This is a genomic window from Janthinobacterium sp. GW821-FHT03A03, from assembly GCF_059421435.1.
Window position 1 is genome coordinate 87524 of record NZ_JBWKUZ010000003.1, and the last position, 14397, is coordinate 101920.

General features: G+C 58.4%; 13 protein-coding genes. 5 read left to right on the forward strand and 8 right to left on the reverse strand.

Annotation, left to right across the window (positions count from 1 at the left end):
• Positions 1–69 precede the first annotated feature (69 nt).
• The 4 genes from AC07VI_RS09995 to AC07VI_RS10010 all read right to left on the reverse strand — a co-directional run bounded on the left by AC07VI_RS09995 (position 70) and on the right by AC07VI_RS10010 (position 3394).
• Positions 70–717 carry a TetR/AcrR family transcriptional regulator gene (locus tag AC07VI_RS09995; RefSeq protein ID WP_492992771.1) on the reverse strand — a complete coding sequence of 216 codons (648 nt, stop codon included), beginning with the start codon at positions 715–717 and terminating at the stop codon, positions 70–72.
• Between the two features lie 107 nt (positions 718–824).
• On the reverse strand, positions 825–1781 hold the full coding sequence (locus AC07VI_RS10000) for a bifunctional helix-turn-helix transcriptional regulator/GNAT family N-acetyltransferase (protein WP_099374697.1): 957 nt from the start codon (positions 1779–1781) through the stop codon (positions 825–827).
• Positions 1782–2002: 221 nt separating this feature from the next.
• Complete coding sequence (locus AC07VI_RS10005) at positions 2003–2773, reverse strand: HNH endonuclease (protein ID WP_492992769.1); 771 nt, start codon at positions 2771–2773, stop codon at positions 2003–2005.
• Positions 2774–2911: 138 nt separating this feature from the next.
• Positions 2912–3394 carry a hypothetical protein gene (locus AC07VI_RS10010; protein WP_492992767.1) on the reverse strand — a complete coding sequence of 161 codons (483 nt, stop codon included), beginning with the start codon at positions 3392–3394 and terminating at the stop codon, positions 2912–2914.
• Positions 3395–3509: 115 nt separating this feature from the next.
• Between AC07VI_RS10010 and AC07VI_RS10015 the strand changes: the two genes are divergently transcribed.
• Both AC07VI_RS10015 and AC07VI_RS10020 read left to right on the forward strand, forming a co-directional pair.
• On the forward strand, positions 3510–4658 hold the full coding sequence (locus AC07VI_RS10015; protein ID WP_492992765.1) for an Lcl C-terminal domain-containing protein: 1149 nt from the start codon (positions 3510–3512) through the stop codon (positions 4656–4658).
• Positions 4659–4700: 42 nt separating this feature from the next.
• Positions 4701–5219 (forward strand): hypothetical protein, encoded by a 519-nt coding sequence (locus AC07VI_RS10020; protein ID WP_086145009.1) that lies wholly within the window; start codon positions 4701–4703, stop codon positions 5217–5219.
• Between the two features lie 3 nt (positions 5220–5222).
• On the opposite strand, the gene AC07VI_RS10025 is transcribed toward AC07VI_RS10020, so the two are convergent.
• Positions 5223–5936, reverse strand: coding sequence for an SDR family NAD(P)-dependent oxidoreductase (locus AC07VI_RS10025; protein ID WP_099374700.1), 714 nt, complete (start codon positions 5934–5936; stop codon positions 5223–5225).
• 152 nt (positions 5937–6088) lie between these two features.
• Between AC07VI_RS10025 and AC07VI_RS10030 the strand changes: the two genes are divergently transcribed.
• Positions 6089–7393, forward strand: a complete 1305-nt coding sequence (locus AC07VI_RS10030) for an MFS transporter (protein WP_099374701.1) — start codon at positions 6089–6091, stop codon at positions 7391–7393.
• Between the two features lie 216 nt (positions 7394–7609).
• Here the strand turns inward: AC07VI_RS10030 and AC07VI_RS10035 are convergent, their stop codons facing one another.
• Positions 7610–8023: an SMI1/KNR4 family protein gene (locus AC07VI_RS10035; protein ID WP_492992762.1), complete on the reverse strand. Its 414-nt coding sequence runs from the start codon at positions 8021–8023 to the stop codon at positions 7610–7612.
• A gap of 386 nt (positions 8024–8409) precedes the next feature.
• Here AC07VI_RS10035 and AC07VI_RS10040 point away from each other — a divergent pair, with 386 nt between their 5' ends.
• The gene (locus AC07VI_RS10040; RefSeq protein WP_099374703.1) at positions 8410–9990 is read left to right on the forward strand and encodes an isocitrate lyase; all 1581 of its coding nucleotides are present in this window, start codon (positions 8410–8412) and stop codon (positions 9988–9990) included.
• A 249-nt stretch (positions 9991–10239) separates the two neighbouring features.
• Here the strand turns inward: AC07VI_RS10040 and AC07VI_RS10045 are convergent, their stop codons facing one another.
• Both AC07VI_RS10045 and AC07VI_RS10050 read right to left on the reverse strand, forming a co-directional pair.
• Entirely contained in the window at positions 10240–10674 is a 435-nt protein-coding gene (locus AC07VI_RS10045; protein ID WP_139842440.1) for an STY0301 family protein, read from the reverse strand.
• A gap of 10 nt (positions 10675–10684) precedes the next feature.
• Positions 10685–11071 (reverse strand): BPSL0067 family protein, encoded by a 387-nt coding sequence (locus AC07VI_RS10050; RefSeq protein ID WP_492992759.1) that lies wholly within the window; start codon positions 11069–11071, stop codon positions 10685–10687.
• A 670-nt stretch (positions 11072–11741) separates the two neighbouring features.
• On the opposite strand from AC07VI_RS10050, the gene AC07VI_RS10055 reads away from it, so the two are divergent.
• Positions 11742–14366: an AAA family ATPase gene (locus tag AC07VI_RS10055; RefSeq protein ID WP_492992757.1), complete on the forward strand. Its 2625-nt coding sequence runs from the start codon at positions 11742–11744 to the stop codon at positions 14364–14366.
• Positions 14367–14397 lie beyond the last annotated feature (31 nt).

The window sequence follows — 14397 nt, forward strand, 5'->3', positions numbered from 1 at the left end:
GCAGGAATATGTTTTCCTGCTGTTGGAAAACATAATACGGAATCCGAATTCCGATTTCAAGTTAAATCGCTAAATATCTGAAGTCAGGTAATTCAAAGCAACACGCACCAGTTCATCCTCGAGCGCCGCGCCCGACAAAAAGGATAGCGAGCCCGTCAAGGTATGCTGGTTCAGTATGCCCAGCAGCACGGGCGGCACGACCATCATGGCCTGCGTGGGGTTCGGGTGGCGGATGCTGGACGACTTGCTGGCCAGCACGGCGACCGTGCGCTGCGAGATCAGATGATTGATCTGGTGCACCCTGTCGCGGAATTGTGCATCCTGCGACGCGCGCGTGATCAGGGCGCGCAGCACGCCGCGCCGGCCCGTGTTGACGGCCACGAACATGGCCACCATGGCGCGGATGAACTCCTCCAGGCTGCGCCCTTCCCACTGGCGCAGCTCCGTCAGGGTCTCGACCTTTTCCACCATGTCGGAAAAAAAACGCTGCAGCAGCAAGCGGCTCAGGGTGTCCTTGTCGCCCAATAAACGGTAAAACGTGCCGACCGAGGTTTCCGCCAGCCGGGCCAGGTCGGCCACGCCGATTTCATCGAAACGGTTTTCCGCCAGCAACTGTTCGCCCACCAGCAGCAGGCGCTCGAAGGCCTGCTTGCTGCGCGCCTGGGTGGGCTCCGGTGGAACGATCATCTGCGGGAAGGGCATCGGGAAGGAAGGCATGCGGCGTCGGCGTCTCTCGATAGTGGAACCACGGTTCCGTTATGGGAGCACGTATTGTAACGCGGGAGACGGCCGATGGGGAGCGCCGCGTGGCGCCCTGGCGCGTGCTACCTGCCCTGCCACTCCATGTAGACGTCGGCGCGCTGGTAATGGGCGTCGCCGGCCGGCCGCGCCACGTGGGTAAAACCGCTGCTTTCATACAGGCCGATGGCGGGCCCCAGCTTGCTGTTCGACTCCAGGAACAGCAGCTTGGCGCCGCTCGCCTCGAAGGCGTCGAAGGCCCGTTCGATCAACCGGCGCGCGATGCCCAGCCCCTGGCATGCGGGCGTGACGGCCATCTTCGACAGCTCGATGCTGTTTCCGCCGGCGCGGATCAGGGCGCAGGTGCCGACGATCTTGCCGTCCAAACGCGCGAGGAAAATCTGCCCGCCGTCGTCGAGGATAGAGCGTTGCGGGTCGGACAGCACCTGGTCGTCGAGCGCCTCGACATAAAAGTATCGTTCCAGCCAGGCGATATTGAGGCGCTTGAAATCGGCCGCAAACGGCGGCGCATAGTCGATGATCTCCACGGCGGCCCGCTCGCGCTGGCGCCGGCAGGCGGCGATCGTCTCGCCGAAGCCTTGCGCCTGCAAGCGCGCTTCGGCCCGGTCCAGGCTGGCCATCAGCTGCGGCGTGCCCTGTTCGAACACGGCGTCGACGGCGGCGCGCACGTCGTCCCACAGGGGCGCCATGTTGCGCAGCAAGGCTTGCCCCGCGTCGGACAGCGCCAGCAGGCGGCGCCGCTCATCCCTGGCGTCCGGCAGCTCCAGCACCACACCGGCATCGAGCAGCTTGCGCCCCAGCTGCACCACCACCGGATGCGTCTGCCCGATCTGCGCGGCCAGGGCCGTGATAGCCGTAGGGCCGTTGTCGCGCAGCAGCAATAACAAGGGGAAACAGCGCGACGTCAGCTCGACGCCGGCCGCCAGATAGCTGGTATCGACGCCCGCATACAGTTGATCGGAAAGACGGCGCAGGCGGCTGGCCAGCATCAGCGAGCCATAGGTTTGCAGGTTGGAAGACATGAGATCAGAATATATGTAAGTAATTACGTATACCCTAACGTAAACCATCATCCTGGGTCAAGAGGCTGAGGATGCTGCGTGAGTGCAAGATGCTGATCTGCAGAAGATTGAAAGGACAGCGCTCGAAACATAGGGATATGTTCAAGCAGATGCACGAAATGATAAAACTGAATCGCGGTTAAACAAAAGCAAAGCCGACCATTCAGGACGTACTGATACGTTCATTCAGATTTATTCTGAAATAATTCCCACTGTTGATAAATTGCTGCAACAGACGGCTTACTATCCTCAGCATGCGGCACAAAAGGAGTCTTTCCTTGCAACACTCGATAAGTTTCATCTGCAATACTTTCGTTTACAACGATGCTATTGTCGTGCGGATGAATCGCAATCAATCCCAAATCCCATAGCGAATGGATGTCTGCACGAAGAAGGATGCCATTTTTCTTGAGATTTGTAGCTGGACCGAGATAGGGTGTGATGTGGGCCACTTCAAGTATTGGTAAAACACCACATCCTGTGATCGCACATTTGGCACCATACACTTCTATGAGTTCTTTCCGAAATTTCGGCTGCCCACGCCGCACAACGATCTCACGAAGCACCTTGTTACGAGCATCATTCTGATCCTTAGGGCAAAATTCCGACTGTATAGTAGCTGTCACCTCTAATGCAGAAATCTGCTTCGAAAAGTGGCCATTTGCAACTATGGTCCCCGCCAAGGTTTCGCCAAGAAAATCCGCATACTTTCGCAACGCCGCGGCGTACATACCATGGCCACGTAAATTTCGATCTTCGAACTCCGGCGTGATTACGATTTTCTCAGAAATAGATGCAAAAATATCCGTATCGGCAATTTCATACAAAGAGTCCGCCTCAACGATTCTGTGCATTCGCGCCCAGGTTGTCAAAGGGCCAGCAATCGCACTCCTGTATTTTTCTGCGGTTGATGTCGAAAGACCTTCGGAAATCATCCACTCTTCAAATTCCATATATTCATCCACAAGTAAGTTTCATTGAGACAATAACACTTACTTGGTTGATCGACATTATTGCAATCAGAATATTCTATCGAAGATTGATAATGCAGCATATTGAGGTAGCCAATTCAGCCACGCGAAGACTTTCACTTATTCCTCGTCATCGGCCAGCGCCGCCTGCAGCCTGGCCCGGAACACGGTCTCGACCACCTCCCCCAGTCCCGGCCACAGCTGCGTCAGCCAGCGCCTGCCATCCTCGCTCAGCTCCACATACGGCGCGTCGCGCCTGGCGCAGTCCAGGCCGATTGCAATGACCTCGCCCGCATCCTCGAGGCCACCGGCGATCATGGCGTCGATGGGGCATGCAATCAGCTCGGCGGTCAGATGCGGACGCAGCAGGCAGGCTGGGGCGATGATGGCGAACGATGCTTCCACATAACTCCAGCAATTGGTGGGCCAGTGGGCAGCTTTCACGTTTGCCAGGAAGACAGCGTCACTGATTGTTTCAGGATGGGCTTGCGCCCGCGCATAGAAGGCGGCGAGGGCGACGAGTTGGGGCGGGGAAGTCCAGGTGGGCATCGACGTGATCCAGGAAGGCCGCGCCAGGCTGGCGGCAAAGGCGGACTGTAGCATGTTCAACCGGCACGCTAAAACACGGCTGGCGCGGGCATAATAATCACCTTCGTCACTCTCGCCAGTCACACCGATGCCGACAGCCTTTGAACTCTGGAAAGCCGAATTATTAATTGTGGGTAACGTCGTCCAGGATGACGACACCGTCATGCCGCCCGAGGAAGCCCAGCGGCGTTTCCGGCGCTACTGCGCCATGCTCGATGCGCTGACGGGGAATGAAGGCGCGCACTACGCACTGGCCATTTTTCAGTCCGTGCAAGCCGAACACGATTACGGCGCCTACCAGACGGCCAGCCGCGCCGCCTGGCGCTTCGGCGAGACGGCGTATTGCGCCGCCCTGCTGCAGGAACTGCCGCGCCTGATCGCCACCTTGCCCGACTGGGCAGGCGACTTTCTCGTCGGCATCGCCAACGGCGCCGGCACGCCCCACGCTTCGGCGATTAATTGCTTCAACACCCTGCTGGCCGCCGCGCCGCCGACGCAGCAAGCACTGATCGCGGCGTTTATTGCCACGGAAGAAGACGATGGCTGGTTCGAGCATTGCCCGGGCGTGCTGGGCGCCGTTGCCGGCGAGCGCTACGCGGGCGTCATGCCTGGCCAGGATGGCGGCGCCAGTTACGAGCTGTTCCTGCTGCCCGGCGAGGCCGATGCCCTGCCCTGGCAAGCGGCGCTGGACTGGGCCGCGGCGCGCGGCGCCTGTTTGCCGACGCGCAGCGAACTGGCCTTGCTGCACGCCAACCTGGGCCACGCGTTTCCCGCTGCGTGGTACTGGTCGTCGGAAGCGGACGCCATCCTGCCCCGCATGGCCTGGAGCCACGATTTCGACAACGGCACCCAGTACAACTTTCGCAAGACCTACTCAGGCCGCGCCTGTGCCGTGCGCCGCGCCGAACTGCCGCCCTCGGCCGCCGCGCCCGTCCCCCTGCAGCAGGGCGAACGCTATGCCGGCCTGATCCTCGGCGCGGATGGCGCGCCCGACTACCACCTGGTGCTGCTGCCGGACGAGTGCGAGCTGGAGTACCAGTCCTGGCAAGCGGCATCCAACTGGGCCGCCAGCCTGGGCCACAGCCTGCCGGATCGGCGCGAGCAGACCTTGCTGTATGCGACCTTGAAAGACGCATTCCGCCCCAACTGGCACTGGTCGAGCGAACCGGGCGACAGCGAAGACGAAGCCTGGTGCAAGGATTTCGACACGGGCGTTGCCTACCAAAATGCGCACGCGCTTGACGGCTATGCGCGCTGCGTGCGCCGCGTGCTTGTATAGTGCGCGTTTGCCCAGGCGGGCACTGTTCCATGAAGGAAACCCATGCTGCTATCACTCGACGATCCCATCTGGCCCACCCTGGAAGGCGGCTACCGCGTGCCTTACGACGTGGCCGCGGCGCTCAAGGCCATGCAGGCGGGCGAGGATGTCTGGCATGAGCTGTGGGACGAGCTGCACCACCAGGGCGACGTGGGTGTCGCCTCGTATGCGGCCGTGCCCCAGCTCGTCCACATGCTGGGCGGCGCCTATGCGCGCGAGGAAGATTTCTATGCGCTCATCGCCCTGATCGAGCTGGAACGCCACCGCAAGCACAATCCGCCGCTGCCGGACTGGCTGGCCGCCAGCTACCAGGCGGCCTGGGCGCAGCTGCCCGCCATCGCCGCGCGCGACCTGCAGGGCCAGCTCGACCCCGTCATGCTCGAATCCGTGTTCGCCGTGCTGGCGCTTGCCAAGGGCCAACTGCGGCTGGGCGCGCTGCTGCTGCAGATGGACTCGTCCGAGGCGGATGAGTGGCTGGAAGAGCGTCTCGGCTGGAGCGCAGTCTACGGCGACGACGCCTAACGGCTAGAAGCGCTCGTCGCGCAGCGCCGGCATCACCAGCTCGCGCACGAAGGACACGTTCGACAGGCTCAGCAAGGCGCGCACGACGGTGACGACGTCATGCACGGGGATCAGCTCGCCCTCGCCCCGCGCGGCGGCGTCCGCCAGCGGCACGGCCAAGCCATCGTAGGTATTCAGATAGCCGAGCTGCAGCGCCGTCACGGCCAGTCCCTGTGCGCGGAAGCTTTCGCGCAAGGCGTCGGCGATGCCGTTCAGGGCGAACTTCGAGGCGCTGAACGCCACTTCCGGGCGGCCGCTCTGGCGCAAGCCGGAGGTGGAGCCCGTCAATATCAGCAGCGGCTTGGAGCTGGCGAGCAGGCGCGGCACGAGGCGCTTGAGCAGCAATATCGTGGCCGTGATGTTGATATTGATCATGTCGACGATGGCCTCGTCCCCGTCGTCGAGAAAAGCGTAGTCATCGGTGAACGCCTTTTCTTCCCACACGCCCAGGTTGTAGATCAGCACGTCGAGGTCGGCCGGCGCCTCGCGCGCGATCTGCTCGACCGCCGCCATGGGTTCGGCCATGTCCGCCGCGATCCACTGCACGGCGGCGCCATCGCCCGCATCGGCGCCCGCGGGCCGCTGGCGCGACACGCCGACCAGCTCGTTTCCCTCGCTCAGCCCGTCGACGAGCGCGCGTCCCAGGCCCCGGCTGGCGCCCACGATCATGATTTTCATGCGATGTCCTTTCCAATGAAGTCAACGCTGATGATAGCGGCGTTGTATTAAGCGCAGCTGAGGCGGCTCCCCATACGCGCCGCATTTACTCACGCGGCGGAAATGCGTATGCTAGATCTGGCAATCTCCGATAACACACAAGAACGAGACACATGCCTACTTCCAACACCGCCGCCATCCACGCCGCAAGCCGTCCCCTCACCCAGCAAGACTACAAGACCCTGTCGCTGGCCGCCCTCGGCGGCGCGCTGGAATTCTACGATTTCATCATCTTCGTCTTCTTCGCCAACGCCATCGGCCAGTTGTTCTTCCCGCCGGAAATGCCGGACTGGCTGCGCTTGCTGCAAACCTTCGGCATCTTCGCCGCCGGCTACGTCGTGCGTCCGCTGGGCGGCATCGTCATGGCCCACTTCGGCGACTTGCTCGGCCGCAAGCGCATGTTCACATTGTCCATCCTGATGATGGCCGTGCCGACACTGCTGATCGGCCTGCTGCCCACCTACGCCAGCATCGGCCTGGCAGCCCCGCTGCTGCTGCTGCTGATGCGCATCTTCCAGGGCGCGGCCGTGGGCGGCGAAGTGCCGGGCGCCTGGGTGTTTGTCTCGGAACACGTACCGAGCCGCTACACGGGCTTTGCCTGCGGCGTGCTGACGGCGGGCCTGACGGTGGGCATCCTGCTCGGTTCGCTCGTCGCGACGGGCCTCAACACCGTCTATACGCCGGCGGAAATCGCCGACGGCGCCTGGCGCTATCCGTTCTTGCTGGGCGGTATCTTCGGCTTCGGCGCCATGTATCTGCGCCGCTGGCTGCATGAAACCCCGGTCTTTGCGGAAATGCAGCAGCGCAAGGCGCTGGCGACGGAAATGCCTTTGAAATCCGTGCTGCGCAGCCACCGCGGCGCCGTCGTCGTGTCGATGCTGCTGACGTGGATGCTGTCGGCCGGCATCGTCGTCGTCATCCTGATGACACCTGCCCTGCTGCAAAAAATCCACCACATCGCGCCGCGCACCACGCTGGTGGCCAATACCGTGGCGACCCTGTGCCTGGCCTTCGGCTGCATCATCGCCGGCATGCTGGCCGACCGCCTGGGCGGCAAGCGCGTGATCTTCACCGGCTCCGTGCTGCTGGCCATCAGTACCTATCTCTTCTACACCACCGTCGGCACCCGCCCCGACCTGCTGCTGCCTCTGTACGCGATGACGGGCCTGTTCGTCGGCGTCGTCGGCGCCGTACCCTACGTGCTGGTGCAGGCGTTCCCGGCCCAGGTGCGCTTCTCGGGACTGTCGTTTTCCTACAACTTGTCGTACGCGATCTTCGGCGGCCTGACGCCCGTGGTCGTGACCCTGATGTTGAAAAACAACGTGCTGGGCCCCGCCTATTATGTGATCGGCGTGTGCGTGATCGGCATGCTGACGGCGCTGTTCATCAAGGATCAGCGGCAGACGGTGGGACGCTAAGTAATCTTCAGGAAATTATTGTGAATTTATGACGAACAGAACTGGATGCTATGCAAGGCGCCCGCTGCGACGCAGTGCGAGCACTGTTAGCAGCGGGCAACGCCGCAGAGCGCCGGTTATGGAAGTCAGAAATCACAATAATTTATTGGGGGTTACTTAGACTCGGGCAGCGCGCGGACTTGCCTCGCGCGCTGCAGCAGTTGCCCCGGTAAGCGATCAAGAAAATAGCAATAGAAAGTCTTCAAGGGAGTTTGAAATCTTCCGCCAGTAATCATCGTCCCACAAGATGACAGAGGGCGCGCCCCGGGCGCCCCTGAAATCGAGACAGAATTGACTGCCGTCACCGGCCATGCCGAAACAAATGATTTCTGTAAAATCAACGATGTCCGGCATGGCTCCCGGGCCAGCACTGCCGCTTCCGGGCTCTCCATAGCAGCCATCGCCGACGAAATACGCCCCAAGCTGCGCTGTCCGGGCAGTCAATTCGACGGCATCCGTATAGATGTGAGCCAATTCCGTCTGCAGCACGCGACCGAAAGAATCAAACTCCTCCTTCAGCCTCAAATTGCAGAATCCTGCCGCATCCCGATATCTTGCCGCAAAGGCAATATACTCGACGGGTAAATCCATACCGTTAATCTGCATCGCTGACGTTACCTTTCACAAGCGGATCATGATATTAAAACAAATGTACCGCTACGCCACCTTCGGGCGGCTTTTTTTCGCCCCGATTTGTCGCGCTGCACCAAATTCTGAAAAGGCGTTTCACATCGCAAAATCTCAAGCAGCAAACTCAGCCATTAGTTCTCTCACTTTTTGAAAATTCATTTCACATCCTGAAAAATTATAATTAAGTCGTTGAAAAAGAACGATTAAATTTAAGTTATATGTCTTATATAAGACTTGAAGATCGGTGCGAATCGGCCTACTATTTAGTCATGCAGTTTGCTTCGACAAGACGTTGTGGCGCACTCGGCGATTTTCTCAAACATAGCTTTTCTTTTTAGGAGATTCACATGTCCCAATATCAAGACGACATCAAAGCTGTTGCCGGTTTGAAAGACCAACAAGGCAGCGCCTGGAACGCCATCAATCCCGAGTCCGCCGCCCGCATGCGCGCCCAGAACAAGTTCAAGACCGGCCTGGACATCGCCAAGTACACGGCGAAGATCATGCGCAACGACATGGCCGCCTACGATGCGGACCCATCCAAGTACACCCAGTCGCTCGGCTGCTGGCACGGTTTCATCGGTCAACAGAAGATGATCTCGATCAAGAAGCACTTCAACAGCACCGACCGCCGCTACCTCTACCTGTCCGGCTGGATGGTCGCCGCCCTGCGCTCCGAGTTCGGCCCGCTGCCGGACCAGTCCATGCATGAAAAAACTGCCGTCTCGGCACTGATCAAGGAACTGTATACTTTCCTGCGCCAGGCCGATGCCCGCGAACTGGGCGGCCTGTTCCGCCAGCTGGACGCAGCACAAGGTGCTGAGAAGCAAGCCATCCAGGCCAAGATCGACGGCCACGTCACCCACGTCGTGCCCATCATCGCCGACATCGACGCCGGTTTCGGCAATGCCGAAGCAACGTACCTGCTGGCGAAACAGTTCATCGAAGCGGGCGCCTGCTGCATCCAGATCGAAAACCAGGTATCCGACGAGAAACAATGCGGCCACCAGGACGGTAAAGTCACGGTGCCGCACGAAGACTTCCTGGCCAAGATCCGCGCCATCCGCTATGCGTTCCTGGAACTGGGCGTGGATGACGGCATCATCGTCGCCCGCACCGACTCGCTGGGCGCCGGCCTGACCAAACAGATCGCCGTCACGAATGAACCAGGCGACCTGGGCGACCAATACAATTCCTTCCTCGACTGCGAAGAAGTGTCGGCCGACGCGCTGGGCAATGGCGACGTCATCATCAAGCGCGAAGGCAAGCTGCTGCGTCCAAAACGCCTGCCGAGCAACCTGTTCCAGTTCCGCACCGGTTCCGGCGAAGAGCGTTGCGTGCTCGACTGCATCACCTCGCTGCAAAACGGCGCCGACCTGCTGTGGATCGAAACGGAAAAACCGCATATCGCGCAAATCGGCGGCATGGTCAGCGAAATCCGCAAGGTCATCCCGAACGCCAAGCTGGTGTACAACAACAGCCCGTCGTTCAACTGGACCCTGAACTTCCGCCAGCAAATCTTCGATGCGATGAAAGCGGCAGGCAAGGACGTGTCCGCCTACGACCGCGCCCAGCTGATGAGCGTGGAATACGACCAGACGGAACTGGCGGTCCAGGCCGACGAAAAGATCCGCACCTTCCAGGCCGACTCGGCCCGCGAAGCGGGCATCTTCCACCACCTGATCACCCTGCCGACCTACCACACGGCCGCCTTGTCGACCGACAACCTGGCCAAGGAATACTTCGGCGACCAGGGCATGCTGGGCTACGTGGCCGGCGTGCAGCGCAAGGAAATCCGCCAGGGCATCGCCTGCGTGAAACATCAAAACATGTCCGGCTCGGACATCGGCGACGACCACAAGGATTACTTCAGCGGCGAAGCGGCATTGAAAGCTGCCGGCAAAGACAACACCATGAACCAGTTCTGAGCTTTTGGCTTGACGGTAGAGTGACCAAGCCCGCTTCGGCGGGCTTTTTTGCGTCTGGGCCGCTGGCGGGCGGCAGTTGCGTAGGTCGGCATAGCGGAACGCGTAAGCCGACATGCACAGGCGCAGGTGCTGTTGGCAGAGGCCTGCTGTCGCGTGCGGCGCTCTGCTTGATCGAGGCCGAAGCCAAGGGAGGCGGTGCGCGGTGAGGTAAAGCGCGGAGCCCGGCAATACCGGCGATGCCAAAATGAATCAGCGGCAATCGATATCGATCTCGTTCTGCCCGGCCTTACGGCCTTTCCTGTAAGTGAACTCGCACAGGCTGACGCTGTCGTCCATCCTCCGCGACAGCGTGACTTCGCCATGCACGCCGTAGCTGCATTGCAGCCACTTGCCCTCTGGATAGCGGCCTTCCAGGCGGTAGCTGAGCGTCGTTTGCCCTTGCTTCGTGCGCTCCCCGCTGGGCACGAGCTGCCCCCTGCGCGCCGGCGCGCCGTCGATAGGCGCCGCGGCGCTCAGGTAGAGCGGGCTGCCGATATACGGCGTCCAGCCAGCCGGCACGGCGTTCAGGCTGATCGATGCCTCGGGCACGCTGTCCGGGCAAGCGTGGGCGGCGGGCATCGCAGCCTGCGCGAACACGGGGAATAGACAGCAGGCGATGCCGGTCAACCAACGTTGATGTTGCATGGATGCTCCCCTATTCGATGACGAAAAAGGCGTCGGCATTGTTGCTAGGATCGATATACAAGCCATTCTTGTAGCAGCCTTTGGAACGCAAGGTCCGCGACGTCACGAGAGGCGGGCGCTTGTCCTTCCACTGATCCATGACAAGGATGCCGTCCAGCGCCTGCCCCATGTACAGGGCCGCGTGATTGCCATGTTGCAAATTCGCATACTTGCCGTCGACGAAAGTGGCAATGGCCGTGCCCTTGCGCAGCAAACGGTTCCCCAGCACCGCCTCGCCCTGCTTCCAGGCCAGGGTAGTTGGGGCGCCCGCGTAATGGCGGACCAGCGCCACGCATTGATGATTGCCGACCATGGTGGTTTTTTCCAGGTCGTCGACTTTGGTGTAGGTGTAGGACATGGGGCTCTCCTAGCTTTGTGGGAGAGGCTTACGATACATGCGGGAAACTGTGAGGGGGTTGAGATGGGATAAGGTTTGGGGGGCTTGGGATATTCGTGGTGATGAGCTGGGATGTTCCGCCAATGCAGATGCCGCTCAGAAATGGAGAGGGGGATTCAAATCATGGCTCACATGGTGCATAAATTGCTAATTTCGACAGGTGGAAACTGGAGAAATACCCCAAACTATACCCTTACCCTAAAGTTAACCGGCAGCATCACAAATAATGGAAAAGCTATTCAAGCTCAGATTGAAGTTATTGTACTAGTTGCTGGATTCCCACATGTCCGCCAAGTCCACCCAGTGTATAACGTCCACTAGTACAAGTGAACCTGGGCATTTTCGAATTCGCAATCCTTGGGCTTTAGTCAAGTTCTGGACCATGCCCCCTCTCAGATTAAATGACAAAAATCTTGTTGCACCAACAAGACCACCAAATGTCACAATCTCTCATTCTCCTTGACCAATATTCTCTATTATCCAAGACTGTCAAACACGCATTGTCTCTTTGCAAATAGAAATGATGTTTTTTCATGCATACAGATGAATATGTTATCTAGCGGTAACAAGTCACGTTCGCGCTATGGCGCGCTGGCTTGCCAATCTCACTACTTCAAGGACAGAGGAACAGATGAATATGCCAGAGCCGATTGTAGCCAAAATTGCTGTCGACCCATTTGAGACATGGTTGGCAGAACGGCCTCAATGGCTGCAGACTGCCGCCGCTCAAATGATTGAGAACCGACATCTACCCGACGAAGACGGCATAGCCGCGCTTGTCTTGCTATGTAAGGACGAAGTTGCAGGTAAAAAGAATGGAGTATTCGCTGGGGTTCCAGCGGGCAGCCTAGCTGCGGCGCCAGGTAATCCAGCGATCCATATCCGCCAATTGTTCGAAGTTAGTGGCGTGAACGCTCTCAAGGAAGGAACAGGTATCGATTTCGGCACTGCCAACATTACGGTCATTTACGGGCAGAATGGCTCGGGAAAGTCTGGATTTTCCAGACTATTGAAACATGCATGCGGGTCACGAGCAAAAGAGGACATCCTGTCGAACGTATTTGAGGCGGGCGACTCCGTTCCTAAGGCAAAAATCAGTATTGCGAAAGCCGGGGAAGTGCAGCCTCCAATTGACTGGACTATCGATGCACCAACGCATCGCTTCTTGCGTGACATACACGTATTCGACTCAAAGTCAGCGCAACTTTACATGGGACCAAAAAATGAAGCCCGGTACGAACCGCGAAAAATGCGATTCCTATCATCGTTAATAACAATTTGCGACAGCGTTACCAGGAGCCTGGAGGCGGAAAAGATTGCGCTCGTCAAGAAGATGCCAGCCACTCCACCTGACTTGGCGGCTACAACAGGGGCCAAATGGGCCAACGGCCTCTCGGGGGCGACAACTATCGCCGATGTCGAGAGACGCTGCACCTACGAGCAAGCGCACGACGATGAACGGATCGCAGGCGAACAGGCGCTGAACGAAAAGGACATTCCTGGAAAACTTGCGCTAGTCGCGAAAAGCGTTTCCACCCTTCAAGCGTTGCAGGCGAGCCTTAGCGCGCTGAAGTTATCTTTCAGCATCGAAAAAATAACACCTTTGGTTGTGACACGAAAAGACGCCCAATCGAAACGGAAGGCGGCCTCCGAAGATGCGAAAAAGGTCTTTGCCCAAGCGCCGTTAGACGGAGTAGGTCAAGATTCTTGGCTCGCACTTTGGAAACAGGCACAGAAGTATTCGGAGTCACTTGCATATCCAAATATGGCATTTCCCGTCATTGCGGACCAAGGTCGCTGCGTGCTATGTCAGCAGTCGCTTGACGATCACGCGAAGCAACGACTGCATTCGTTCGAAGCGTTCGTGAAAAGTGGATTAGAGGCAGAGGCGGTCGCAGCTGAAAAGATCCTGAAGGACGAAAACGCGAATATCCCAAACATGCCTACCCAAGAGGCATGGAGGTTGCAATGTGGGATTTTAAAACTCAACACGGAGGTTGCAGACGCGACTTTCTCAGCATTGCAAGCACGGTGGAATGCCATAAGTACGGCCACCGAACTAGCTATGCTCCCAGCGTTCGAATGGAGCCTTTTCGAAGACCAATTGACTTCGCTAACGCTAACTTACACCACGGAGCAGAAAACACTTACCGCCTTGTTGCTGGACGATAATCGGAAATTACTTGCAACACGAATCCTCGACCTCAGGATCTCGCAATGGTTGAGCCAGAATAAAGACTCCATTGCCGAAGAAATCGCCCGCCTTGCAGCCCTCAAACGCATAGAGAAGGCGGGAACACTTGCGAAGACAAATGCCCTTACCACAAAGAAGAACGAATTGGGCGAGAACGAACTCAGCATCGAGTACCAAGCCCGCTTTAATGCCGAACTAACAGAACTAGGCGGGACGCGGATCTCAATCACGTCAGAAAGCAAAAAGGAGGGAAAAGGAAAGATAAGTTTCGGGCTGACGATGAAGGACTCGAAGAAGCCATCAAATGCCTCACGCGTGCTAAGCGAGGGGGAAACTCGAATAGTTACACTAGCAGCCTTCCTCGCAGACATGGGAGGATCTTCGGATCCCAGTCCATTCATTTTCGATGATCCCATTTCCTCGCTCGACCAATCGTTCGAAGAACGGGTTGTCAGCAGACTCGTAGATCTCTCGAAGTCTAGACAAGTCGTAGTGTTCACCCATCGCTTATCGCTTCTTACTCTAATCGAGAACACAATCGAGCGCCTGAAAGGGCAAGCCAAGATGGCAGGGAGAGAGGCCCCAGTTACGCTGCAGATCCAATCGCTCCGGAGGATGGGGAAGGTCGCGGGCATCACAAACCCTTTAATTAGCATTCGCGACGCAAATCCCCAGAGCGCAGCGAACCGTCTTAGAGACGAGGCTGTGCCTCAATTGGCCAAGCTGTTTGTAGCAGGAAAGGCGGAAGAATATGAGGAGCGCGCCAAAAGTGTGTGCAGTGACTTCCGGATATTGGTTGAGCGCTGTGTGGAAAAAGTCCTGATAAATGACGTACTGACGCGCTTCCGAAGATCAGTCGAGACAAAAAACAAGATAGGAGCGCTGGCCAAAATAACGCCAGAGGACTGCCAACTCGTCGATACCCTCATGACGCGCTATTCCAGTTTCGAGCACTCGCAGCCGGACGAACTGCCTGGTGAACTGCCCGATTTCGAGGAGATCAAGAGGGACGTGACAGAACTCGCAGCCTGGATTGACGGGTTCAAAAAGCGGCTTGCCTAGTGCCGATACCAACTAAGTAATCCTCAGGAAA